Raw genomic sequence first — 23,192 nt, forward strand, 5'->3', positions numbered from 1 at the left:
CGCGCGTGACGCGGGGTAAATCAGTGTATTACAACACCAACCCTGCGACGGCGGCAGAAAGCAGGCTCACCAGCGTAGAGCCGTAAACCAGCTTCAGACCAAAGCGGGAAACGGTATTGCCTTGCATCTCATTAAGGCCTTTGATGGCCCCGGCAACGATACCGATAGAGGCAAAGTTGGCGAATGAAACCAGGAATACCGACAAGATGCCAACACTGCGTGGTGACAGTTGGGCGGCGATTTTCTGCATCTCAATCATGGCAACAAATTCGTTGGAAACCAGCTTGGTGGCCATAATACTACCGACTTGCAATGCTTCAGCTTTAGGAACCCCGACTATCCAGGCAAACGGATAGAATACATAGCCCAGGATTTCCTGAAAACTCATGCCAAATACCGCGCTGAACAGGGCGTTGATGGCGGCAATCAGGGCGATAAAACCAATCAACATTGCGGCGACGATAATCGCCACTTTGAAGCCTGCCAGAATGTATTCGCCCAGCATCTCAAAGAAGCTTTGCCCTTCATGAAGATCATTTAAGTGCAGCTCTTTTTCTTCACTGGTTTGGTAAGGGTTAATCAGCGACAGGACGATGAAAGTGCTAAACATATTAAGCACCAGCGCGGCGACGACATATTTGGCTTCCAGCATCGACATATACGCACCGACAATTGACATAGACACCGTAGACATCGCGGTAGCCGCCATGGTGTACATGCGCTTTTCGGACATTTGACCCAATATGTCTTTGTAGGCGATGAAGTTTTCTGACTGACCAAGGATCAGTGAACTGACCGCATTAAATGATTCCAGTTTCCCCATGCCGTTGATTTTGGAAAGCACCGTACCGATAAGACGGATGACAAGCGGTAACAGCTTGATGTGTTGCAAAATACCAATCAGGGCGGAAATAAAGACGATTGGGCACAACACTTTCAGGAAGAAGACGAAACCATTATTACCGATATTACCAAAGACAAACCCTGTGCCTTCACCAGCAAAGGCAAGCAGTTTATCAAACAACCCCGCAAACCCCTGAACAAACCCCAGCCCGGCGCTTGAATAGAGGAAGAAGTAAGCGAGCAGGATCTCGATGACTAAGAGCTGAATAATATACCTGACGCGAATGCTTTTGCGATCGCGGCACACCAGCAGTGACAAGCCGGCGACAACAATCAGAGCCAGGATAAATTGCAGAATGTTGGACATGTTTGCTCCAAATTATGATAGGGGCCGATTTTTGGTCGTCATTTTATGTAACGGTTGCGCTTAAAATGAGATGTAAGACGCAAAAATTAAATTATATCTTGGAAATTAACCGAAATTGAAGCTCAGGTCTCATAGCATTCACTTCTGCCTGAGTGATAGCGCCTATGAGTAAGGTGTTTGGGAACATTTCACCGCCCGACACGCGCAGGGTTTACGGTATATATCGGACAATAAAAAAACAGCCCTAAAGCAAGGGCTGTTTTTTCTTAAAAGGTGTCTGTTTCTCTCATAACTGCTGTTTTATCAGCAAAACAATGGAACAGCCCTTTCATTATGACATCAAGTTATAGCATCAGGGCAATTACGCCTGAGGCTGAGTCACTACGTCTTTGATGCCTTTAACTTCGATTTCAACGCGACGATCTGGAGCCAGGCAATCGATCAGCGCAGCGCGAGCTTTGGTGTTGGCACAGGTAGAGCCAGTAACCGGGTTCGCTTTGCCCATACCACGAGCAGAGATCTTGTTAGACGGAATACCTTTGTGTACCAGGTAGTCAACAACAGTCTGTGCACGTTTGGTAGATAGGGTCAGGTTGTACTGGTCAGAACCTAAACGGTCACTGAAGCCCAGAACGACCACAGAACCGTCTTTCGGATCCAGAGTGCTCAACTGGGTGTACAATTGATCCAGAGAACGCTGACCTTCCGGTTTCAGAGTCGCTTTGTTGAAGTTGAACAGTACGTCAGACTTCAGGGTGAAACGTTTGGTCTGTACAACCGGAGCCGGAGCGGCAACCGGGGCCGGAGCAGCAACCGGAGCCGGAGCCGGGGCAGCAGTTTCCTGACCGAAACGGTAAGAAACACCAACGCTCAGCAGGCCATTGTCAGGGCGACCACCAACAGTTGCCGCATCACCAATGTTGTTTACCCACTGGTAGTCCAGACGAGTTGCCCAGTTTTTGGTCACAGCGTATTCCACACCCACAGCGGCCAGCGGAGAAACGCCGGTGTCATGGTTGCTCGGGCCAGTGCTGTCTTTGCTGTCAGCGCGCCATACGAAACCGCCAAGACGGGTGTAGACATCCAGATCGTCAACGATCGGGTAGCTCAGTTTAGCGGCCAACTGAACGCCCTGAGCTTTGAAACTGCCATGGTTGCCTTCGGTGTATTTCATACGACCCAGCCAGTCATAGCCCATTTCAAAACCCAGGTACTGGTTTGCCTGATAGCCACCAAATGCACCTGCGCCCAGTTGATTCTTGGCAGGATTAGTTACATTGTAGCCATTACCAGTCAGGTTGGTATCGTGATACTGGGACCAACCCAGTTTACCGCCTGCGTACCAGGTGTTATCGTTCGGTGCGGCTTGTGCTACGGTAGCAAAGCCAGCCAGTGCCACTGCAATCGCGATAGCTGTTTTTTTCATTTTACGCCTCATTATCATCCAAATCGGCAATTAACTCTGAACGCTAATTCGCCTTTGGTTAAAATCCTTTCACGGAGACATTGCCCTTGGTGTAATAACTGCTGCCAGTTAACTGACGTTATGAAGGGCAACTCCAGCGTGCTAAAGTCTACAACGTGGTGAGAAAGTTACAAGTATGATGTGACTGACACCATGAAAAAACCAGCCGTTCATACATAATTACTAACAAATAATGGGCGAATTTGTCTGATTATTCCGAAATTTCTTAATATTAAAACTTCGTCATGACAACACAGCCGCTGTATTTTCAGGGACTATGCGCGGTATAGGGTCAGGCCATAGTACATGGATAAGAAAAATCCCAATATTCACTTAATGATACAAACCAGAGTGAATTCTTAGCGTGGAAAAGTGTCCTATGGTCGTTTTTTCCTCCGGACGCAGAATGAATCCATAGGTATTGCCATGCAACGCGGCACGCTGTAATCGCATTTTTTGTTCATTATCCAGCTCATCGTCCAGCCAGCAAAGCACCGCACTGTAGTTACCTGTCATTAACGCTTTCTCCATCGCTTCAACAATGGATATCGATTTTACGCGATAAAGCTCAATCATTTTTTCCAGTGGTAAACCTGCCTGTTGTAACCATAAACGGCTCAGTTTCTGCTGCGGCGATAACCAGAGTAACCAGCGTGCCTGTGTTCCTAATTGCTGCAATAGCGGCAGTAACAGCGGTGTTAACATGGGATGCCCATCACAGTAAACAATTTCGCTAATGACACCGCCAGAAGACGCTTTTGGCATTGTGCTATGTGCAGAAGGGGATGCATGGCAAACGCGTGGAGCATGGATGGTTTGGATACGCATAGTTACTACCCTCACAGTGACACTGTATTTATGTACAGTATCTTTTGTATGGGTAAAGATCAACCAGAATTTCTGAAAGCGCTTCGCATAATCAGTATGTCATGGCCTTCATGACACATTTTGTCTTTGAAGACGCGCTAAGGCTGTGTTTAATTAATTGTTAAGAATATGGATGTATCTGAAAAACAGGAATAAATTTTCAATACAAGGAATGAGTAATGAAAAACCTATGTGAAAAAAGGATTTTACAAGCCAAAAGCGTATTCGCCCCATTAGGTCATATCCTTTCACGCTCTCAGTTCGGGGGCTACAGTATTGCGGCAGATGGCGTCATTTTCGCGCTGGTGTCAGCGGGCGAGCTCTATTTGCGTGCATCGCCTGATAATGAAGACTTTTTTCTTGCCCGGCAGACTCCAAAGCTGGTGTACACCAAACGTGGAATACCTGTCCCGCTTAATTACTATCTGGTGACTGAAGCGCTGTGGCAACGTGAAGCGTCGTTATTGGCATTGGGCATGCAATCTTTGCAGGGGGCGCAGCATGATAAAGCAGCCAGAAAGCGCTGTGCCAGACTAAAGGATTTGCCTAATATCAATCACGATCTGGAGCGTTTGCTCTGGAAAGTAGGGATCAGAAATATCGATGAATTGCATCGATTAGGGGCGAAAACCAGCTATCTCAAATTGAGGGCTGTCAGCCAGCATCTGAGCGTCAACGTCTTGCTGGCACTTGCCGGCGCGATTTGTGGCGTACATCAGGCGGCATTACCCCAGGGCGTGCGCAGCGAACTGATTGAATGGTTTGAGCGGCATGCACCATCATGTCGCCCGTTGCGTACAGCCACGCGCCCGGAACGTTAGGCGGTGGCTGAATGGCGCTAACGATTATTCGTCGATGCGGGATGCGGGAGAGAATGTTGATGCCTGTGCCTGATGTGTATCGCGGATAAGCTGTTTTTTTAATTGCACTAATTCAGGCAACAAACCGGTTATTAAATGAATTTGCTGCAATACCAGTTGTTCCTGACTGTCTTGCTCTGGTGATTGTGCGTGGATGCGACGTTTAAGCGCATCCAGCTCTTTGGTGAGCGCGTCTTCATAATCGCCTGATTGATAAAGATTTTGGTATAGTGCATCGCTAACATAACAGACCGCATCATTGAGCAGTTGCAGTGTTTCAGCCAAGACCATGCGCTCTCGATGGGCCCCAAGGGTTGAGATATAACCAAGCAACGTATGATTAAGGCACATCAGTCTGAAAGCCTGTTCCAGCGTATCTGCTCGTGTACGCGGTTCGGCAGACATATTTGACACCACCGATGCCAGTTCTGCATCACTGTTGTGGGCATCCCGCCGGGCGATGCGGTAAGTCAAACCGTTGTCTTTACCCTGATGGTATTGCACCATGATGGCATCAAGGTAGCGGCAATTATTTTCTACCGCTTTGCTGATAACCACATCCAGACGACGGAATTTCCAGTCTGGCCAGATAAAACTCACCGCAGCCCAGGCGATGGCGCAGCCCAGCAGCGTATCCACAACGCGCGGGATGGCGACTTCCAACCCTTCACCCAGCAAGTTAAAGCACATTAATACCAGCAGGGTAATAAACAGTGTGGCCTGGGCATATTGCACCGTTCGCAGAGCAAAAAACAGTACCCCACTTACCACAATCAGTGCCAGTTGCCCTTCTTGTGACGGGACGATGTACAGCAACGGAACCCCGAACAGCACGCCACCAAGCGTGCCGATAATACGTAATGCGAGACGACGGCGCGTGGCGCTGTAGTTTGGCTGGCAAACAAACAGGCTGGTTAGCAAAATCCAGTAGCCGTGTTGCAGGCCAGCCAACTGGATAATGCTGTAGCCGGTGCATAGCACCAGAGACATCCTGACTGCATGGCGAAACAGTGCAGATTGAGGCGTGAGGTGCCGACAAATGCGCAGCCAGACATCGCTCCAGCCAGTGATTTTATCCTCGGACAGCCTGTTTTCTGAAGAGAGGCGGTGGTTGTGGCGTTCCAGCGTTTGTTCTGACTGGATGTTAACCAACTGAGCTTCAATGGCGCGCAGATTATTTAAAAGATGACGTAATGCTTTGATTGATAATAAATCTTTTCCCTGTTCCTCCAGCCGGTCGAGGGCGGCGTTGAGATGGAAAAATGCCCGTTCAATACGGTGGTCGTGCTGGTATTTTTGCTGCAACAAAATTGACTGGGACACCCGCAGGCAAGCCTGCGACAAGATGAATAGCAGGCGTTGAAAACGGAAAGGGACATCGCTGTAGCGCAGTGCGTGCCGCAATTGATCATACTGAATATGTGCGGAACTGGCGCGCTCATGAATATCTTGCGCAACAAAGTAATAGTGCAGTGTACGGCGGGTGCCGCGTTGGCCGCGATCGCCGCGCAGTCGCGTAAGCAGCGAGGCTTTGGCCTGATTTAGCGTTTCAACGAGTTGACCATTCGCCATTGCTACGTCGATTAACGGTCGATCGTTATCTTCAATGTCAGGATCAAACAGGCTGGATTTGATTTCCAGATAGTGTGCCAATTGCTGGTAGCAACGAGCCAGACTGTCTTGCAACGGCCGGATAGGAAAAATGACGTGCCCCAGCAAGGTTAACAGGTTGTACCACAGCGCACCCAATAACAGTAAAAACGGCTGTTGGTACCAACTGCTGTAAAGCGAGACCCCAAGCATTGTGTAAATGGCAATCAGCAGTGCGCCAAAAGCAATAGTGGCATAGCGCTGACCCAGCGAACCCAGCAGGATAAAACTCCAGGTAGAGAGTGCCAGCCCGATAATGAATAACCAAGGGTAAGGATAAAGCAACTCAATGGATACCGACGCGAGTAGAAAGCAAACCAAAGTAATCAATAAGTTAAATAGCCTTCCTGATAAGCGGTCATCCAGGTCGGTTAATGCGGCGGCAACAACGCCAAGCGTCAGCGGGATGGTGCTGGTGGTGACACCGAGCCACCAGGGCAGTACCGCTGTGCCCGTAAGCGCGACCAAAATACGCAGGTTATACAGCCAACCGCTGTTGTAGAAGAAGCGTCGTACACCGGTATTCACAAACGATTGCACCATGATGATTTGCTCTGATTACGGGTAACGCCGACGGGCGTTGGCTTGCCTGGCGGCGCGAGCTTCTTCAACGGACACCACTCGACGCCCGACAGGCCAGAGCGCAATGGCCGCTATCTTGAAATTCGCAATCCCGACAGGAATGCCGATTATCGTCAGGCATTGGGCTATGCCACTGAGAATATGAGACAGGCAGAGCCACCAGCCAAAGAAGATGACCCAGAAAAGATTGAGCAACGTACCGCCGGCATTAAGTAAGGTGTTTTTTTGTTCAGGCTGTAATTCATCAACATGAAGGGCTTCGTTGCCGTAAGGAAGTAAAGACAGTTTGGTTATTTCCCAGCATGAACGCGTCAAGGGCAGTGTAAACACCAATACGAGGCTGACAAAGGTTGCCAGCAACCAGGCCAGTGTTGTGAAGAACCCCCCCAGCACAAAATTTAAAACGTTGAGTACGGTACGCATAATCCGACTGCTCCAGGTCGTACACAAATGATGGGAAACGAATTATCACATGGTTAGTCGGGTTATTGTAACGTGTTTTTCCGGCTAGAGCGTGTGGTCGGATAACGGTTAAACTACAACTCTGAAGTCTCTTCACAGAAAAATGGCGTAAGGCTCATGGAACTGAAATCAACCGTATTGGGGAAGCATTTGGCGCAGCATCCCTATAACCGTGTGCAGTTGCTCAATGCTGGTATTCAGGTGAGTGGCGAAAAACATGAATATCTTATTCCTTTTAATCAGTTACTGGCAATTCATTGCAAAAAAGGGCTGATTTGGGGAGAGCTGGAGTTTGAGCTGCCAGGACATCAGGTTGTCCGGCTGCATGGTACACCGTGGCCGCAGACGCAGCAGTTTTTCCGCCATGTTTTCAACATCTGGCAGAACTGGAGCCAGCAGATGAGCGAGGTGTGTGCCGCGGTTTTGCAGCCGCTGGCTGAGGCGGTCACCCAGCAGGCGAGTGCAGAGTGTTGGTTTGATCGCGCGGCGCTTGCCGCTTTGCAGCAAAATATTCGCGCTGGTCTGGCGGCATTGCCGTTGCTGCAAGAACGCCTTGAGGAGTTTGCCAACTGTCGGGAGCATTACCGGTGTTGTCTGGAATGGCTGGAGAAGGGGGAAAGCCTGCGACAGCGAGCCAATCAACAGTGGACCGAGACGGTGATTATTCATCAGAAAATGTTTTTCGATACCGTTGAGCGCTCGCCCCTCAATCGCAGCCAGTGTCATGCCGTTGTTAATGGCGAGAATGCGGTTTTGGTGCTGGCGGGAGCCGGCAGTGGCAAGACATCGGTGCTGGTGGCTCGGGCCGGATGGCTCATGCAACAAGCGGGAGTATTACCAGCGCAGATTCTGCTGTTGGCCTTTGGCCGACAGGCGGCTCAGGAAATGAGTGAGCGTATGCGTGAGCGCTTACAGACAGATGATATCCAGGCCAAAACGTTTCATGCACTGGCATTACAGATTATTCAGCAATGTAGCCGTAACGTGCCGGTAATCAGCAAACTGGAGACGCAGGATGATGACCGGCATGCATTTTTACTGCAACAGTGGCAGCAACAATGTGATGAGAAAAAAGCACAGGCGAAAGGATGGCGTCAGTGGTTAAGTGAAGAGCTGGGCTGGACGTTACCTGATGGTGATTTTTGGCATGATGCGTTGATTGCGGCGCGAATCGTCAGTCGTTTGGTACGCTGGCTGGAATTAATCCGCATGCATGGTGGAACACAAAGCGAACTGCTGGCGCTGGCTGATGAGGAAACCCGCCCGGTGTTTCAGCAGCGCCTGCGCCTGATGGCTCCTTTACTGAAAGCCTGGAAAAAAGCGCTAAAAGATGAAGGTGCGGTGGATTTCTCCGGCCTGATTCATCAGGCTGTTAATTATCTCAATAAAGGGCGTTTTGTCAGCCCGTGGCAGCACATTCTGGTGGATGAGTTTCAGGATATGTCACCGCAGCGAGCCCGGCTGCTGGACGCTCTGCGACAGCATTCTCCCGGCACATCGCTGTTTGCCGTGGGGGATGACTGGCAGTCGATTTATCGCTTTAGCGGTGCCGCACTCTCGGCAACCCGCACATTTACGCACCTTGCTGGTGAAGGGGCGCAGTGCATGCTGGATACGACGTATCGTTTCAATCAACGTATTGCGGATATTGCCAACCGCTTTATTCAGCAAAACCCGCTGCAAATGAAGAAAACACTCAACAGTTTATGCAGTGGCAACAAGAAGTCGGTGGTTTTGCTGGAGCAACATCAACTTGATGCGCTATTGGATAAAATGAGTGGCTATGTCACGACCAGTGAGCGAATTTTGATTCTGGCGCGTTACCATCACCTGCGCCCGTCTGTGTTACAGAAGGCGAAAACCCGCTGGCCGCACCTGCATTTGGATTTCATGACGATCCATGCCAGCAAAGGACAGCAGGCGGATTATGTTATTGTGCTGGGACTGTGTGACGGGCACGATGGCTTCCCTGCACCGGCATGTGAGTCTGTCCTCGACGCTGTGTTGCTACCACAACCAGAGCCCTTTCCTGACGCAGAAGAGCGACGGCTGTTGTATGTGGCCCTGACCCGGGCAAAGCAGCAGGTCTGGCTGTTATTTGAGCGCGATGCCCCCTCAATATTTGTCGATGAATTGCATCAGCTTGGTGTGCCTATACAGCGTAAACCGGGGTAACGGGCATGGCTTTTAGATGTGAATTCAAACATATCAATAAATTGATTAATGTTTGTGAAATTAATTAATGTTTGTGGGCCGCAGAGTTAAGGCCTGAATGGAATGAACTCACACAACCAACGCAGGCGGCGTTGCCCTTGCGCTGGCCGTGTTGCTGGATGATGTTACTTCAAACGCCCCTGAAGATAGCGCTGATAGTCGGGAATGGTGACCTCGAGCGATTTGCCAAACAGCCCGGAGTTAATCAGGAAATCCGCCGTGGAGCGATTGGTTGCAACCGGAATATTCCAGACAGTCGCCAGGCGCAGCAACGCTTTGACATCAGGATCATGTGGTACTGCGTTTAGCGGATCCCAGAAAAAAATCAACATGTCGATTTTCCCCTCGGAGATCAGCGCACCCACCTGCTGATCACCCCCCATCGGACCACTCAGCATGCTCCTGACGGGCAGGCCGGTATGCAACTGAATCAGGTTTCCGGTCGTACCTGTTGCATACAGGTGATGTTCTGCCAGTTGGGTTTTGTTGGCGGCAACCCATTCCAGTAATGACTCTTTGCAGTGATCGTGCGCAACCAAAGCGATGTGCTTATGCACCTCGATTGTGCGGGTGGTGTACTCCATGGTGACATCCTTAAAACAGTGAGGTTGCTACAGATTACGGAAACACTGTTTCAGAGAAAAGTGACAGACTGAAAAAATGCGAACAGCTCTCCAAAAACGGTGTTTTTTGTCTGTTAAATCAGCATGCTGAGCCGTTTTCGCTGATACGCGTTTTATCGGCTTTCCTTTTGTGCCCATTCAAGAAAACGCTGGCGGGTTTCTTTATCTGCCTGCTGGAACCAATACTGCATAATACCGAGCGGATCGAGTGGATGAGATGTGGTGGGAGGCATGGCGGCGTCTTGCTGGTTGGTCGAGAATGCAAACGCACTCACCGAAGCAGGCTGACTGGCCTGATTATACTCTGCCATCAGTCTTTCTATTTCTCTGCCGGGTGTGGCGTCGTTTATGCGCAACACATCCATACGCATTGGAATGGGCAGTTTTTTACTATCCAGCAGTTGATAGTCAGGTAATTGAGTAAAGCGCTCTTGTGCTTCTCGTGTGTCGAGCGCGGGCAGGCGTATTGCCACCTCACTTAAATAACGTGTATCAAATACGGCAATGAGGCCCGGGGAGCGGTAGAGTTGTTTTTCTCCGGGTGATGAGGAAAGAGGGCGTAAAACCTGAAAAACAAGCTGATGGTAGCCTTTTTCCAGCTCCAGGCTCTCTGCGCCGTTGAGCAACAAGCTCGAGACTCTTTTTCCATCCACCATGATTAATTCAACATCGGGCCTGAGCTTGAGCGTGGTCGCTATCGCCTGCGTACTCAGCATCAATAACCACAGTGTTGTGGTAGCGATAACGGAAAGAGTTTTCATAGCGGCCCCGTAATGAATTTCATCGCTGTATTGTTCAGTAATGCACAGAATGTGTCAAAATTTTAAAAATGAAATATTTGGTTATTAATTAGGCAAGCCGCCTGCTGCACCAGACAGCGCCATGGCGTGCACGAGGTCGGCACCCATCGTGAGGTTTTACGTTACACTGAGAACAACCTAAGGTTCACGCGGGAAGTCAGCAACCATGAGCAGGCCGGATAACGAGGGGAAATGATGATGCAAGATAGTGAACTGATAAACGTGCTGAGTTCGGTGAAAACCGTTGCGGTTGTTGGTGCCAGTGAGAAGCCAAACCGGCCTAGTTACGGTGTTATGGCTTATCTGATTGAGCAGGGATATCGTGTGATTCCGGTTAGCCCTCGTCTGGCGGGGCAAACGGTGCTCGGACAACTGGCGTACGCTTCGCTTGAGGAAATCGCTGAGCCAGTCGATATGGTGGATGTGTTTCGCCAATCTGACGCGGCTTTTGATGTTGCACAATCAGCCATAGCCGTCGGGGCAAAGGTGTTGTGGTTACAGATAGGTGTGATTAATGAAGCCGCCGCCGTATTAGCACACAGTGCCGGGCTGGCGGTCATCATGGATCGCTGCCCTAAAATTGAAATCCCCAGGCTGGGGCTTGAGAAATAACGATACTTAATCAGCAGTGTTATTGCCGCTTTTTTGCGGCGCTCAATCGCACCCTGCAATTTAGCGCCGCAGGCGTTTAGTGCAGCAAGCGAGGTGTGCGGCGTTTAATGGTCTCTGCCAGTGCATCCAGCGACGGGTGTCCGACAGGATTAGAGACTTCATTGACCAACTGTTCTTCTGCCAGATAGGTATGAACAGGGCGACCATATTCATCCTCCATCACCACATGATACCAGGGCGCGGTACGTAGCGTATCGCTAGCGGACAGTTCTTCCCATTTCGGCTTAGCCAGAGAATACTCTGAGTCTATATCAATGATAACGCCGGGGAATCCCAGTAGCTTATGACGAATCTGCTGTCCAATCGCAAATTTACAGTTAATCATATAACCTCCTGAGAAACGTGTTACATCCCTTAAGTGGGGCATCTCCGGCATTTTTCAAGTTGTCAGATAAAGACGCCATTACCACTTCGTCGCCGGTTCATCCGGCCAAATGGTGATATCCTTTCGCTATGCGCTATAAGGTAATGATAGGCATTTTTGTAGTAAAAATGCGCGCGTCATGGCGTTTTTTATGCGATTTTGCAGCCTTGTCAGGCGGGAGGATAGCGTGTCTATAGTCTCTGTAAAAGGTTGGGTATACGGTCTGGTTCAAGGTGTTGGGTTTCGCTACCACACCCGCCAGCATGCTCAGGCGCTTGGTATTACAGGGTATGTACGTAACTGTGATGAGGGGAGTGTTGAGCTGGTCGCCTGTGGTGAAGCACAGGCGATAGAACAGCTTATTGACTGGTTAAAATGTGGTGGCCCACCGTATGCCAGAGTGGATAAGGTACTGATTGAACCTCATCCAGCGGCGGCTTTTCAGGGCTTTTCTATCCGTGAATAAGCACGATGTCTGTGTCTGGCAACGGTGCCAACAGCCCTGTAGATAGGCGACTAAATACATTTCACGGGCTTGGGAAGCCCGGCAATTTTTGTCGCTTGCTTGGCCGGGCCTTTGGGAAACAGCCGATAGAGATAACGGCTGTTTCCTTTCTCTTCACCATATTTTTGCGCCATAGCTTTAACCAGCATACGAATAGCCGGAGAGGTATTGAATTCGAGATAAAACGACCGGACGAAACGCACCACTTCCCAATGCGCTTCGCTCAGTGTAATCCCTTCTTGTTCCGCCAGTAACGGTGCCATGGCGTCTTGCCAGTCATGGCTGTTTTTCAGATATCCCTGAGCATCCGTTTCGATATCCCGGCCTTCAAACACAAACATATTGCCTCGGTCTTATAACCTAACACTCCGCGTAGTTTAGCAAACGCGGTGGGTGACATGGCAAGCGATGATCAAATGAAAAAGGCACCGATAGCGGTGCCTGATAATGGATGTATGCTCGAAATGCGGTTAAAGCGATCGCGTAATGTTATTCACTGCGCGACATCCCAAGCAGACTCAGCAAGCTGACAAAAAGATTGTAGATAGAGACGTACAAACTGACGGTTGCCCGGATATAGTTGGTTTCACCGCCATGGATGATATTGCTGGTTTCCCACAAAATCGCCCCGGCAGAGAACAGAATAAACATTGCACTGATAGCCAGATGCAAGCCAGGCAGGTTCAGGAACAAGTTGGCAATGGTTGCTACCAGCAACACCACAAAACCGGCCATCAACATGCCGGACAGGAACGACATGTCTTTGCGGGTGGTCAGCACATAAGCGGAGCAGCAGAAAAACACCAGTGCGGTGCCGCCGAGCGCCAGCATGATAATGTCACTGGCTCCAGCGGCAATCAGGGCACTTAGCATCGGGCCAAGGGTATACCCCATAAAACCGGTCAGGGCGAAGGTTGCCAGAATACCCGCAGGGCGCTCGGCCAAACGGTAAGTCAGAAACATCAGGCCATAGAAGCCAACCAGCGTCAGAATCAGGCCGGGAGAAGGCAGTTTCAGTACCGTACTGAGCGTGGCGGTGACAGCGGAAAACCCGAGTGTCATCGATAACAGAAAATAGGTATTACGCAGCACCTTATGGGTATTAAGCAGCGATTGCTTGCCTGCGTGCGTGGTAGTAGAGGTAATGATTCGATCCATAATAACGACTCTCTGTCACTAAGGGGTTATTGTTGTAACTTTAAAGATAGGTAGTTGCTCAATGTTATTAAAGCCGTTTTACCCTTCTTTACTTATTCCGTGATGCCAAATCCAAATATAACGATGATTTTATGTGCAATCGCGGTTGTTTTGCCTGTTTTTCAGACGATTGAACCCTATGGTGCTTTACAACCACCATCGCACTGTTTATAGTTCGCGTCGTTGCGGAGGAGTGGCCGAGTGGTTGAAGGCACCGGTCTTGAAAACCGGCGACGCGAAAGCGTTCTAGAGTTCGAATCTCTACTCCTCCGCCAAAATTCCAACGGGTCAGCTAGCGCTGGCCCGTTTTCGTTTCTGAAATACGCTGTTGTGATGACGCATGCAGCTCCTGCCGCCACTGCTTTTACCAACGCATCAACGCGTATCCTCCCACATATTGCTTTCAGCCTGGCCTTGCACTGATGGTGAGAGTTCACGCTCCAGCCAATACAGAATCGCATTCACAATATAGTCTTGCTGTTTCAGGGTTAATGCAGCGTGCTGTGGGATGCCGTGCCATTTCTCCAGGCAGCGACGACAGCATGTGGCTGTGGCGTGTTGGGCAATAAAGACCGGATGACCGCGCATCGGGGTTTGCTTGCCATCATTGGCGGGGGTCGCTGGCATCAGCCGTTGTGTAATAAAGCTGGCGGCATGGGCCGCAATCACCGCTTTACCTTTATTAATACAATATTCACGCTCCTGGTGCTTTAGATGAAAACGCTGACGAAAACGGGAGCGTGACAGGCGTGAAAACAGCAAATCAAAATCAGGCATAGCGGGAGCCAGCGGGAGAAGACAACATTAATTTTAGGCTACTCTTGTCATAATTCTCACACAAGTGATTTCTAACTTACTGTATTTAATTGCTAATTTTTATTTTTTTAATATTGGGTTACCTCACAAATGGGGCAAAAAGCGGATGCCCATAGCCTCGAACAGGACTACGCTTTTACTACAGCAATGTGCTGATTGTGCGAGGTGGTCATGATGTACAACACTATTTTAGTCCCTGTGGATATCGCAGAAGACGAACTGACGCAAAAGGCGTTATCACATGCAATGGCCCTGGCAAAAAGCTCGACTGCCACACTTCACCTGTTCCATGTGCTTCCAGACGCTTCGGCGTTTATGTCTGCCTACTCTTTTGGTATCAAAGAGTTCGAGAATGAAGCGGTTATCAAGGCGGATGGCAAGTTACATGCGTTGCTAAAAACCATTGATTTACCGGCGGAGCGCCTTTCTCACAGTATTAGCTTTGGTATTCCCCGGGATGAGGTGCTGGCACTGGCGAAGGAAATTGACGCAGATCTAATATTGATTGGTTCGCGTCGCCCCAATGTAAAAACCTATCTGTTGGGATCAAATGCCGCGGCGATCGTTCGTCATGCACAAACTTCAGTCTTAGTGGTGAGATGAAAAAGTACACCCTCATTTATGGGTGATGGTATTACCGTTATGTCGTCGTCACGAACTAACCGGGGTGTAATGGAAATAATGACGTTGAGTCTGGGTGTATTCACTGGTGTGAGTCATACGCAGCCACCATCAGCTGCTATTCGCGCAGCGGAGTGACGGCTGGTGCAGGGACAACAGGTTGCTCAACGCGGGGAGAAGACAGGCTTTGGTGATGAAAAAACGCACCAATAGCTGAGTAGGCAAAACGGCCAAACAGAATCAAAAAACTTATCATGAGTACAGTACGTGCAATGCGCGTACCGGCCCGTCGTCGCTGACGCAAAGCGATGCGTCGTTTATGGGTTAAGGTCGTCATAAAAGGGCTTTCTCCGTTTTTCGCGAACAGTCGCTGTATTTTATTTAGGCACAAGCGGGGGGATGGGTCAATCCGCAGAGGAGAAAAAGCGGCTGGCAAGGTGGCAGGATGTGCGGTTAGTGCACAACATGTGATGAATAGCACAGAAAAAACAGCAGCAAAGCGTGCCCGGCAACCACAAATGGCGTAACCGGGCAACTTGCCAGTCCGTCAGGCTGGCTCCTCTTCGATAGACAGTTTCCAGCCGCTGACGTCTTCCCAGTACAGTTGCTCCCGTTCCAGATCAAGCAGTACCAGCGTGTTTTGGCTAAAGAACCCCGGTGGAAAATACAGTGTCCAGCTACTTTCCCCGGCAATAAGACGCAGCGTTTTCGGCGTGGTCGTGGCCTGTCGCTGGTTGTTAAGCAGGGTAGCCAGGCGCAGTAATTGTACCATCGGTAGATACTGTTTCTTTTTGAACAGGTTAAAGCGTGGCAACTCCTCAAGTTTGACGGCTTTTCGATGCAGCCGCACCATCAGCGCCAGTAGCTGCTGTTGCTCCTGATTAAACCCCGGCAGATTGGTGTTTTGCAGAATGTAGGCAGAGTGGCGGTGCATTCCGCTGTGGTTGATCCCTAAGCCGACCTCGTGCAGCATGGCGGCCCATTTTAGTAGCGCTTCTAACTGTGGGTGTACCAGCGCTGCGTTTTGCCGGGCCCATTGATCGTATAGCAACTCCGTGGTTTCACGCACTCGCCGGGCTTGTTCTCGGTCAATGTTGTAATGGCTTGCCAGGCTCTGCGCCGTTCGAATACGGATATCCTGATGGCGGAAACGGCCTTCCATTTCATACAGCACCCCTTCGCGTAGGGCACCGTCGGACAACCGAAGCTCCTTGATGGCCAGTGCATCAAACACGCCGCACAGAATGGCAAAGCCGGGTACCAGCACCGTCTGGCGATCTTCGGTCAGACCGGGCAGGCTCAGTGCACGAAAGTTTTTGAATTGCAGAATGCGCTCACGCAGCATTTCCAGCCGTTCTGGCGTGATAAAACCGTCTTTCTCTCCCATGGCTACCAGAATTTCGCACGTCGCTTTGATGGTGCCAGAGGCACCCAGCGCGTAATCCCAGCCATAGATACGGTATTCCCATGCCAGCGTTTCCAGTTTCTGGGCAGCAGCCAGACGGGCGCGGCGGAAGTTGGCTTCGGTTATCTCGCCGTTGGGAAAGAATTGCTGGGCAAAACTGACACACCCCATGCGACGGCTTTCTACCAGCATGGGTTCGAAATCCTCACCGATGACCAGTTCGGTTGAACCACCGCCGATGTCGATTACCAGCTTGCGGCCCTTTTCCGGCTGCGTGTGTTCTACGCCCATGAAGATCAATCGCGCTTCTTCATGACCAGAGATAATCTCAATGGGATAGGGAATGATTTTTGCCGCCCGGCGCAGAAAATCCTGTGCGTTCACTGCCTGTCGTAGCGCATGGGTGCCGACAATCGAGACATTAGTTGCCGGAAACCCTTGCAGGCGTTCGGCAAAGAGCGCCAGACAACCTAGCCCGCGTTGGATGGACTCCTCGCTTAAGTAATTCTGGCTGTCCAGCCCATCAGCGAGATGGACGCGTTGTTTCAGGCGGCTTAATACTTGCAGTGCGCCATTGACCACACGGGCCACGACCATGTGAAAACTGTTCGAACCCAGGTCAATGGCTGCAAATTCCTGGGGTTGCTCGGTATATTCGTTTGTTAAAGGCATCGGGTCAGGCCTGTTCTCCGGGTTGCTCAAGCGCCTTGATATAGTCATAGATGGCTGTCTGGGCGCGTACCTTGCGCCGATTACCCCGGGTGACATAGCGATTGCTCATTTCCTTGTCGACCACACGGGCTTTTACCGTATCACTGAACAAGATATCCAGAATGTCCAGCACCCTTCCCTTCAGACGAAGGTCCAGCACTTCCACCGCGACTTCAATGCGGTAATCAATATTGCGCGTCATCCAGTCAGCGGAAGAAAGAAAGACCTTATGATCGCCGCCATTGTGGAACACATAGACACGATCGTGCTCAAGGTAGCGGTCGAGAATACTGATGACGCGAATATTATCGCTGATCCCAGGGAGTTCTGGAATCAGGGAGCACATGCCACGCACTAACAGATTGATTTTCACCCCGGCACCCGAGGCCGCATACAGCCGGTCTACTAACCCTTTGTCAACCAGGTTGTTGACTTTCAAAGTGATTCTGGCTTCTTGGCCAGCAAGGGCGTTGTTAATTTCTGTGTCTATCAGTTGGTACAACCGCTCACGGGAGTTTTGCGGTGAAACCAGCAAATGGTCAAAACTGACTGGCCGGTAAGGGTTTTCAATAAAGTTGAATACCCGCCGCACCTCATTGGTAATACGCTCATCGGCGGTTAGCAAAGAATAGTCGGTATACAGTCGTGCGGTTTTTTCATTGAAATTACCCGTGCCGATGTGGGCATAACGCACCACGTTGTCTCCCTCTTTGCGCGAGATAAGGAACAGTTTGGCATGGATTTTTAACCCCGGCACAGAAAAAATGACATGCACGCCAGCCTGCGTCAGCCGCTTGGCCCAGTGGATGTTCGCTTCTTCGTCAAAGCGGGCCTGCAACTCCACCACCACGGTGACTTTCTTGCCGTTATGCGCCGCATGGATCATCGAATTGATGATGCGTGAGTCTTTCGCGACACGGTAAATATTGATTTTTATCGATAAGACACTGGGGTCGAACGAGGCCTGACGCAATAACTCCAGCACATGCTCAAAGGTATGGTAAGGGTAATAGAGCAGCACATCGCGGTGGCGGATGGCATCGAAACCGTTGCGAAATTGACTAAACCAATGGTGGCGCAGGCGAGGCAAGGGTTTATTGACCAAATTGGCCCGGCCAATATTCGGAAAACCAATGAAATCCTTGAAGTTATGGTAACGACCGCCTGGAATCACCGAATCATAGGAGGAGATGCCCAGTTTGTGCAGCAGGCATTCGACCATTGCATCGGGCATATCGCGCTGGTGAACGAAACGCACCGGTTTGGCGGTCAGTCGCTGTTTCAGGCTGGAGGACATCAGTTCCAGCAGGCTTGATTCCATTTCTGTGACCAGGTCGTATTCGGCGTCACGGGTCATTTTCATCGAGTAGGCATTGAGCGTATCGAAATCGAAAAAGCCACGGAAGATATCATCCAGACAATAACGCAAGATATTATCGATGAGGATCATGGTTTTGCGGCGATGTGGCGCTTCGGGGGGCAGGTCAACAAAGCGCGGCACTTTGTCTGACGGAATTTCCAGCAGCGCGTAATCGGTTTTATCACCCCGAATGATCTCGATGGCCAGATAGGTGTAATCGTCTTTTAAAAACTCCACCAGATTGGTTTCCGGCAGGATGAGGATCGGCGTGATGTGCGGGCGCAGATTTTGCCGGAAATACTCCCGTAGCCAGATTTGCTGGTTTGGCGAAACCTGTCGTTCGTTGACCAGAAAAATCTGGTTACGGGCCATTTCCAGCAGCAATTCGTTATAGAGATTGTCAAACAGTTGGTCGGTTTTCAGTACCCGGCTTTGAATTTTGTTGAGCAGGTGGCGCAGATCGCCGTCGTAACCTTGCTCTTCGTTGATCAGGATGCGGCGTTTCAGGTCAGCAAAACGGACTTTATAGAACTCATCCAGGTTGCTGGAATAGATACCGAGAAACCGCATGCGTTCGATTAACGGATTGGTTTTGTCTGCGGCCTCCTGCAATACACGTTCATTAAAAGATAACCAACTCAACTCTTTGTCTATGCAGAGTTTGTCCTGACTCATTATCGCTCCGTTACACTATTTTGACTTAAGTGTAGCTACTATCCACATTTATTATGGCGCGCACATGACGGTAAAAGCGAATGCGCGCATCGACTTACCATTGTCATATTACGGGGGTAAAGGCAACATATGTTCTCCCGTCATTGACGGGAAATTGAATGTCTCTCCCTGATACCCACGATAGTACGGTACGTGCTAGTCGTCTGGAAACGGCCGGAAAGGCGTTTTACTTCCCCTGTGATGTCGCATCATAGGGGCTGATATTTCACGTTATAAGCAGGAACAACAGCGGCACATGGCAGAAACAGGCGATTTACCGTATCGGGACGGGCGGCGGGTGTGGATAGATCGTCTGACACACCGGATGGTGGTAGCAAGTGCGTGGCTGGTGTTGCTCGCGCTGCTCGCCATCTTTTGTTATCTGCTGTATGTGGTCGCTCCGCTTTTTTCGTCGCCCGCCATCCGCCCGCTGATGCCTGTACCTGTCAATACCACAGAGCCAACACGGGCGCTGGGCGTGAGCGATAACGCCCGCTGGGCGTACCGCATTACTGCTGCCGGTTACGGTGAGTTTATCGACCTTGAGCGAGGTCAGTCGGTCAGTCGGGAGCGGCTGGCGTCGGCTGAGGTGGCACAGGTCGTGGTCAGTGTGGGTGAGCACCCACTCATGGCATGGGCTCTGGCTGATGGCGCAATACAGGTGGTTCGCCCGGAGATGCCAGTCTCAGGAGGGGGAACACCACAATGGCGTTATCCGTTTGGCGAGTTACCGCTGCGCCTTGGTACGGCTGCATCCTCACTTCCCCCGGTGCGCCCAACGGCGCTGGCCGTAGCCGATGCGGCTGATGGACTGTGGCTGGCCCGCGCAGAAGAAGGGCGGGTGCGTTTGTACCGCCTGAATGCTGACGGTGAGGTGACGGTCTGGCAGGCCGCTTCGGCGGCAGAACAACTGCAACTGACGCCGGATGGACACACGCTGTATAGCCTGAACGGCAACCGACTGACTCAGTGGCAGCGGGGTGAGCAAGCGCTTACTGAGGTCGATAGCGTCTCTCTGAATGGCCAGGCTCCCTGGTCATTGTCGTTACTTGCCGGCGGGCATTCATTGCTGCTGCATGATGCCAATGGGCATCTCAGCCAGTGGTTTGTCATGCCCGGTGCTGAAGGATTGCGGCTCGGGCAGGCGCGGACTTTCCCCTCATCCGCTCCCGAAGCCCGCTTGATGCCCGAACCGCGCCGCCGGGTTTTTGCCACGCTGGATGCTCAAGGTGACTTCTCGCTGTTTGCCAGCAAGCCCGCCGATGCTTTATTGAACACCCGCCTGGTGGCAGGCGTGCGGATCGGGGCATTTTCAGCGCAGGGACGTGCACTGCTGCTGGAAACCGACACGGCCTTGCAGCCCTATCTGCTTGACAATGCCTACCCCGAACTTGGCTGGCGCGGCTTATGGCAACGGTTGTGGTATGAAAATTATCCCGCCCCTGATTATGTGTGGCAGCCAACGGCTGCGGATGACAGTTATCAGGCCAAGTTTAGTCTGGTTCCCTTATTGGCGGGAACGTTTAAAGCGGCGCTGTGTGCGATGGTGTTTGCCACCCCGCTGGCGCTGGCCGGGGCTATCTATACCGCCTGTTTTATGTCTGCCGCGCTGCGCCGGTGGGTTAAACCGATAATGGAGGTTATGGGCGCATTGCCGACGGTGGTCGTCGGCCTGATAGCCGCATTGTGGCTGGCTCCCTATATGGCAACGTACCTGAGCGCCCTGTTACTGATACCGCTTTTGTGGGGGGTGATGGTGCCCGGTTGTGGCTGGTTACTGGAGCAATTACCGCCCCGATGGCGCGGCCGTCGCGCCGGGTGGGATGCGCTATGGCTGATTCCGTCGATGGTGTTGATGCTGGCGCTGGCTGGCTCGCTGGGCCCGTGGCTTGAGTGGCGTTTACTTGGTCAACCCCTCTGGCAATGGCTCGGGGAGGACTTTAGTCAGCGCAATACGCTGGTGGCGGGTATCGCACTCGGTTTCGCACTGATACCGCTGATTTTTTCACTGGCGGAGGATGCGCTGTTTAGCGTGCCAGCCCGCTTAACCCAAGGCTCGCTGGCGCTGGGCGCGAGCGCCTGGCAAACCCTCTGGCGCGTGGTGTTGCCCTCGGCCAGCTCGGGGATTTTTGCGGCACTGATGCTGAGTTTTGGCCGCGCGGTTGGCGAAACCATGATTGTGCTGATGGCGAGCGGTAATTCGCCGGTGTTCGATAACAATCTGCTGCAAGGTTTGCGATCGCTGGCGGCGAATATTGCGATAGAGATGCCGGAAGCGGCAATTGCCAGCGCCCACTATCGGGTGCTGTTTTTAGCGGCGCTGGTGTTGTTTGTCTTCACCTTTCTGGTTAATTCGCTGGCGGAGGTGATTCGCCAGCGGCTGCGACGTCGCTACCGGGATGAAGGAGAGATGTCATGAAGCGCTGGCTGGCAACCGGGACGCCCTGGGTGTGGTTAACGGCATCGGCCATCACGTTTAGCCTGGTCGCAATGGCGGCGGTGTTCACCTTGCTGATAAGCCAGAGCGCTCGTTACCTGTGGCCGCAGCCGGTGTGGCTGTTTAGTCAGCTTGATGCACAGGGGGCAGTGCAGCAATGGTTAGGGGAGCGTTACGATGCATACCCGCTGACACATCAGCAACTGCGGGATGCCGGAATAGCCAACGCACCGCCAGAAGGCGCAACCCGCTATCTGGTGAAAACCGGCTGGCGTGAGCGCTATGGGCAGAGTTTTCAGGCGCTGTTATCCCATACCATCACCGAGATGCGCCAGCCCGCCGAGGTGTTGGCTGTGCGCCGGGCAAGCAACGGTATGGCTTACGGTTATCTGGATGGCATGACGGAAGACGGGCAGCCGCTGGTGTCGGATAATTTGCCCGCCGTCTTACAGCAACGCATCATGCGGGTTCATGAATGGATGACGCTGGCGCAAGACGTGCGTCTTAACGAGATGAGCCGGCTGAATCAGCGTTTTGACGATTTACGTCAGCAAGAAGCGCGCTTACGGCGGGAAAATCGGCTGGATTCTCAGGCACAGGCGCGCCTGAAAGCCGGGCGCAGCGAGCTTGAACGCCACTTTGATACGCTTAATCAGCAACTGCTGTCACTCAATACGGATATCAACCGAACGGCGCTGGTGCTGCGTGATGCGCAGGGGCTGCGCCATACCATACCGGTAAGTATGATTGAGCGCGCCTGGTATCCGAACCGGCTATCTTTGGCTGAAAAAGCCCGTCAGGCGCTGGACGTGCTGGGCACCATGCTGACCCGGTTTGCCCCGGATGACAGCAGCCCAGGGCAACTGTTCCCGGCCATTTTTGGCACCGTGCTGCTGGTGCTGCTGATGTCGGTGATTGTCATGCCATTAGGGGTGGTCGCGGCGGTCTATTTGCATGAATATGCCGATAACAATAGCCTGACTCGCTGGGTCCGAATTGCGGTGGCGAATCTGGCGGGGGTGCCGTCGATTGTTTACGGCGTCTTTGGGTTGGGGTTTTTTGTCTATCTGGTTGGCGGAACGCTCGATCAGTGGTTTTATGCGCAATCGTTGCCGAACCCGACGCTCGGGACGCCGGGGCTGCTATGGGCCTCGCTGACGCTGGCGTTACTGACATTGCCGGTGGTTATCGTCTCAACCGAAGAGGGCTTATCGCGTATTCCCGTCGCCCTGCGACACGGGTCGCTGGCGCTAGGCGCAACGCGTGCAGAGACGCTGTGGCGCGTGGTGTTGCCAATGGCTGTCCCGTCAATGATGACCGGGCTTATTCTGGCCATTGCCCGAGCCGCGGGAGAGACGGCTCCGCTGATGCTGGTCGGGGTGGTGAAATCGGTTCCTGCCTTGCCGGTGGATGCTTTTTTCCCTTATCTCCATCTGGAGAGGAAATTTATGCATCTAGGGTTTCAGATTTACGATCTGGCGTTTCAAAGCCCGGATGAGGAAGCGGCGCGCCCGCTGGTGTATATCACCGCATTGCTGCTGGTGCTGATAGTGGTGGCGCTCAATCTGGCGGCTATCGGTATTCGCCATGTGCTGCGCGAAAAATACCGGGCCATGTCACTCTGACACGCGCCAACAAAGTCACCGGGCGATGAAAC

At 51.8% G+C, this 23,192-nt stretch carries 21 protein-coding genes and 1 tRNA gene; 8 read left to right on the plus strand and 14 right to left on the minus strand.

Annotation, left to right across the window (positions count from 1 at the left end; genetic code table 11):
* Positions 1 to 28 precede the first annotated feature (28 nt).
* From DAQ1742_RS05180 to sulA, 3 genes are all read right to left on the minus strand, one after another.
* Complete coding sequence (locus tag DAQ1742_RS05180) at positions 29 to 1,210, minus strand: NupC/NupG family nucleoside CNT transporter (protein WP_035343493.1); 1,182 nt, start codon at positions 1,208 to 1,210, stop codon at positions 29 to 31.
* Positions 1,211 to 1,571: 361 nt separating this feature from the next.
* Positions 1,572 to 2,636 (minus strand): porin OmpA, encoded by a 1,065-nt coding sequence (gene ompA, locus DAQ1742_RS05185; RefSeq protein WP_035343491.1) that lies wholly within the window; start codon positions 2,634 to 2,636, stop codon positions 1,572 to 1,574.
* A 372-nt stretch (positions 2,637 to 3,008) separates the two neighbouring features.
* Positions 3,009 to 3,503 carry an SOS-induced cell division inhibitor SulA gene (gene sulA / locus DAQ1742_RS05190; protein ID WP_035343488.1) on the minus strand — a complete coding sequence of 165 codons (495 nt, stop codon included), beginning with the start codon at positions 3,501 to 3,503 and terminating at the stop codon, positions 3,009 to 3,011.
* 218 nt (positions 3,504 to 3,721) lie between these two features.
* On the opposite strand from sulA, the gene DAQ1742_RS05195 reads away from it, so the two are divergent.
* Positions 3,722 to 4,363: a TfoX/Sxy family DNA transformation protein gene (locus DAQ1742_RS05195; RefSeq protein ID WP_035343487.1), complete on the plus strand. Its 642-nt coding sequence runs from the start codon at positions 3,722 to 3,724 to the stop codon at positions 4,361 to 4,363.
* 24 nt (positions 4,364 to 4,387) lie between these two features.
* On the opposite strand, the gene yccS is transcribed toward DAQ1742_RS05195, so the two are convergent.
* Both yccS and DAQ1742_RS05205 read right to left on the minus strand, forming a co-directional pair.
* Complete coding sequence (gene yccS / locus DAQ1742_RS05200; RefSeq protein WP_145916205.1) at positions 4,388 to 6,595, minus strand: YccS family putative transporter; 2,208 nt, start codon at positions 6,593 to 6,595, stop codon at positions 4,388 to 4,390.
* Positions 6,596 to 6,610: 15 nt separating this feature from the next.
* Positions 6,611 to 7,057, minus strand: a complete 447-nt coding sequence (locus DAQ1742_RS05205) for a YccF domain-containing protein (protein WP_035343485.1) — start codon at positions 7,055 to 7,057, stop codon at positions 6,611 to 6,613.
* Positions 7,058 to 7,213: 156 nt separating this feature from the next.
* Here DAQ1742_RS05205 and helD point away from each other — a divergent pair, with 156 nt between their 5' ends.
* Positions 7,214 to 9,271: a DNA helicase IV gene (gene helD, locus DAQ1742_RS05210; protein ID WP_035343484.1), complete on the plus strand. Its 2,058-nt coding sequence runs from the start codon at positions 7,214 to 7,216 to the stop codon at positions 9,269 to 9,271.
* A gap of 164 nt (positions 9,272 to 9,435) precedes the next feature.
* Here the strand turns inward: helD and DAQ1742_RS05215 are convergent, their stop codons facing one another.
* The gene (locus tag DAQ1742_RS05215) at positions 9,436 to 9,894 is read right to left on the minus strand and encodes a methylglyoxal synthase (protein WP_035343482.1); all 459 of its coding nucleotides are present in this window, start codon (positions 9,892 to 9,894) and stop codon (positions 9,436 to 9,438) included.
* Positions 9,895 to 10,046: 152 nt separating this feature from the next.
* Positions 10,047 to 10,694 (minus strand): DUF2057 family protein, encoded by a 648-nt coding sequence (locus DAQ1742_RS05220; RefSeq protein WP_035343480.1) that lies wholly within the window; start codon positions 10,692 to 10,694, stop codon positions 10,047 to 10,049.
* A gap of 237 nt (positions 10,695 to 10,931) precedes the next feature.
* On the opposite strand from DAQ1742_RS05220, the gene DAQ1742_RS05225 reads away from it, so the two are divergent.
* Positions 10,932 to 11,345 (plus strand): CoA-binding protein, encoded by a 414-nt coding sequence (locus DAQ1742_RS05225; protein WP_035346247.1) that lies wholly within the window; start codon positions 10,932 to 10,934, stop codon positions 11,343 to 11,345.
* 76 nt (positions 11,346 to 11,421) lie between these two features.
* Here the strand turns inward: DAQ1742_RS05225 and hspQ are convergent, their stop codons facing one another.
* Positions 11,422 to 11,730, minus strand: coding sequence for a heat shock protein HspQ (gene hspQ, locus DAQ1742_RS05230; RefSeq protein WP_035343478.1), 309 nt, complete (start codon positions 11,728 to 11,730; stop codon positions 11,422 to 11,424).
* Positions 11,731 to 11,920: 190 nt separating this feature from the next.
* On the opposite strand from hspQ, the gene yccX reads away from it, so the two are divergent.
* Positions 11,921 to 12,235 carry an acylphosphatase gene (yccX, locus tag DAQ1742_RS05235; protein ID WP_371327835.1) on the plus strand — a complete coding sequence of 105 codons (315 nt, stop codon included), beginning with the start codon at positions 11,921 to 11,923 and terminating at the stop codon, positions 12,233 to 12,235.
* A gap of 50 nt (positions 12,236 to 12,285) precedes the next feature.
* On the opposite strand, the gene tusE is transcribed toward yccX, so the two are convergent.
* Both tusE and yccA read right to left on the minus strand, forming a co-directional pair.
* Positions 12,286 to 12,615 carry a sulfurtransferase TusE gene (tusE, locus tag DAQ1742_RS05240; RefSeq protein WP_035343474.1) on the minus strand — a complete coding sequence of 110 codons (330 nt, stop codon included), beginning with the start codon at positions 12,613 to 12,615 and terminating at the stop codon, positions 12,286 to 12,288.
* A gap of 148 nt (positions 12,616 to 12,763) precedes the next feature.
* Positions 12,764 to 13,432 carry an FtsH protease modulator YccA gene (yccA, locus tag DAQ1742_RS05245; protein WP_035343472.1) on the minus strand — a complete coding sequence of 223 codons (669 nt, stop codon included), beginning with the start codon at positions 13,430 to 13,432 and terminating at the stop codon, positions 12,764 to 12,766.
* Positions 13,433 to 13,658: 226 nt separating this feature from the next.
* Here yccA and DAQ1742_RS05250 point away from each other — a divergent pair.
* Positions 13,659 to 13,746: transfer RNA gene (locus DAQ1742_RS05250), tRNA-Ser, on the plus strand.
* 100 nt (positions 13,747 to 13,846) lie between these two features.
* On the opposite strand, the gene DAQ1742_RS05255 is transcribed toward DAQ1742_RS05250, so the two are convergent.
* Positions 13,847 to 14,248, minus strand: coding sequence for a DUF4186 domain-containing protein (locus tag DAQ1742_RS05255; RefSeq protein WP_051124107.1), 402 nt, complete (start codon positions 14,246 to 14,248; stop codon positions 13,847 to 13,849).
* A 213-nt stretch (positions 14,249 to 14,461) separates the two neighbouring features.
* Here DAQ1742_RS05255 and DAQ1742_RS05260 point away from each other — a divergent pair, with 213 nt between their 5' ends.
* A complete protein-coding gene (locus tag DAQ1742_RS05260; RefSeq protein WP_035343470.1) occupies positions 14,462 to 14,890 on the plus strand; it encodes a universal stress protein in 429 nt (142 codons plus the stop codon).
* A gap of 136 nt (positions 14,891 to 15,026) precedes the next feature.
* Here DAQ1742_RS05260 and DAQ1742_RS05265 read toward each other — a convergent pair whose 3' ends face one another.
* From DAQ1742_RS05265 to ppk1, 3 genes are all read right to left on the minus strand, one after another.
* On the minus strand, positions 15,027 to 15,245 hold the full coding sequence (locus DAQ1742_RS05265) for a YfgG family protein (RefSeq protein ID WP_071604101.1): 219 nt from the start codon (positions 15,243 to 15,245) through the stop codon (positions 15,027 to 15,029).
* Positions 15,246 to 15,455: 210 nt separating this feature from the next.
* Positions 15,456 to 16,985 (minus strand): exopolyphosphatase, encoded by a 1,530-nt coding sequence (gene ppx / locus DAQ1742_RS05270; protein ID WP_035343468.1) that lies wholly within the window; start codon positions 16,983 to 16,985, stop codon positions 15,456 to 15,458.
* A 4-nt stretch (positions 16,986 to 16,989) separates the two neighbouring features.
* Positions 16,990 to 19,059, minus strand: a complete 2,070-nt coding sequence (ppk1, locus tag DAQ1742_RS05275; protein WP_035343466.1) for a polyphosphate kinase 1 — start codon at positions 19,057 to 19,059, stop codon at positions 16,990 to 16,992.
* Between the two features lie 295 nt (positions 19,060 to 19,354).
* Between ppk1 and DAQ1742_RS05280 the strand changes: the two genes are divergently transcribed.
* On the plus strand, positions 19,355 to 21,517 hold the full coding sequence (locus tag DAQ1742_RS05280; protein ID WP_035343464.1) for an ABC transporter permease subunit: 2,163 nt from the start codon (positions 19,355 to 19,357) through the stop codon (positions 21,515 to 21,517).
* Complete coding sequence (gene pstA / locus DAQ1742_RS05285; RefSeq protein ID WP_035343462.1) at positions 21,514 to 23,160, plus strand: phosphate ABC transporter permease PstA; 1,647 nt, start codon at positions 21,514 to 21,516, stop codon at positions 23,158 to 23,160. The genes DAQ1742_RS05280 and pstA overlap by 4 nt, the downstream gene beginning before the upstream one ends.
* Positions 23,161 to 23,192 lie beyond the last annotated feature (32 nt).

Source organism: Dickeya aquatica, assembly GCF_900095885.1.
Taxonomy (GTDB): domain Bacteria; phylum Pseudomonadota; class Gammaproteobacteria; order Enterobacterales; family Enterobacteriaceae; genus Dickeya; species Dickeya aquatica.

Excerpts from the sequence above, each read along its gene's own strand:
- DAQ1742_RS05225 (WP_035346247.1), top strand. The coding sequence starts at position 10,932 with ATGCAAGATAGTGAACTGATAAACGTGCTGAGTTCGGTGAAAACCGTT.
- DAQ1742_RS05255 (WP_051124107.1), bottom strand. The coding sequence starts at position 14,248 with ATGCCTGATTTTGATTTGCTGTTTTCACGCCTGTCACGCTCCCGTTTT.
- yccA (WP_035343472.1), bottom strand. The coding sequence starts at position 13,432 with ATGGATCGAATCATTACCTCTACTACCACGCACGCAGGCAAGCAATCG.
- helD (WP_035343484.1), top strand. The coding sequence starts at position 7,214 with ATGGAACTGAAATCAACCGTATTGGGGAAGCATTTGGCGCAGCATCCC.
- DAQ1742_RS05220 (WP_035343480.1), bottom strand. The coding sequence starts at position 10,694 with ATGAAAACTCTTTCCGTTATCGCTACCACAACACTGTGGTTATTGATG.
- ompA (WP_035343491.1), bottom strand. The coding sequence starts at position 2,636 with ATGAAAAAAACAGCTATCGCGATTGCAGTGGCACTGGCTGGCTTTGCT.
- DAQ1742_RS05280 (WP_035343464.1), top strand. The coding sequence starts at position 19,355 with ATGGCAGAAACAGGCGATTTACCGTATCGGGACGGGCGGCGGGTGTGG.
- ppx (WP_035343468.1), bottom strand. The coding sequence starts at position 16,985 with ATGCCTTTAACAAACGAATATACCGAGCAACCCCAGGAATTTGCAGCC.
- pstA (WP_035343462.1), top strand. The coding sequence starts at position 21,514 with ATGAAGCGCTGGCTGGCAACCGGGACGCCCTGGGTGTGGTTAACGGCA.
- DAQ1742_RS05205 (WP_035343485.1), bottom strand. The coding sequence starts at position 7,057 with ATGCGTACCGTACTCAACGTTTTAAATTTTGTGCTGGGGGGGTTCTTC.
- ppk1 (WP_035343466.1), bottom strand. The coding sequence starts at position 19,059 with ATGAGTCAGGACAAACTCTGCATAGACAAAGAGTTGAGTTGGTTATCT.
- sulA (WP_035343488.1), bottom strand. The coding sequence starts at position 3,503 with ATGCGTATCCAAACCATCCATGCTCCACGCGTTTGCCATGCATCCCCT.
- tusE (WP_035343474.1), bottom strand. The coding sequence starts at position 12,615 with ATGTTTGTGTTTGAAGGCCGGGATATCGAAACGGATGCTCAGGGATAT.
- hspQ (WP_035343478.1), bottom strand. The coding sequence starts at position 11,730 with ATGATTAACTGTAAATTTGCGATTGGACAGCAGATTCGTCATAAGCTA.
- yccS (WP_145916205.1), bottom strand. The coding sequence starts at position 6,595 with ATGGTGCAATCGTTTGTGAATACCGGTGTACGACGCTTCTTCTACAAC.
- yccX (WP_371327835.1), top strand. The coding sequence starts at position 11,921 with ATGCGATTTTGCAGCCTTGTCAGGCGGGAGGATAGCGTGTCTATAGTC.
- DAQ1742_RS05180 (WP_035343493.1), bottom strand. The coding sequence starts at position 1,210 with ATGTCCAACATTCTGCAATTTATCCTGGCTCTGATTGTTGTCGCCGGC.
- DAQ1742_RS05265 (WP_071604101.1), bottom strand. The coding sequence starts at position 15,245 with ATGACGACCTTAACCCATAAACGACGCATCGCTTTGCGTCAGCGACGA.
- DAQ1742_RS05260 (WP_035343470.1), top strand. The coding sequence starts at position 14,462 with ATGTACAACACTATTTTAGTCCCTGTGGATATCGCAGAAGACGAACTG.
- DAQ1742_RS05215 (WP_035343482.1), bottom strand. The coding sequence starts at position 9,894 with ATGGAGTACACCACCCGCACAATCGAGGTGCATAAGCACATCGCTTTG.
- DAQ1742_RS05195 (WP_035343487.1), top strand. The coding sequence starts at position 3,722 with ATGAAAAACCTATGTGAAAAAAGGATTTTACAAGCCAAAAGCGTATTC.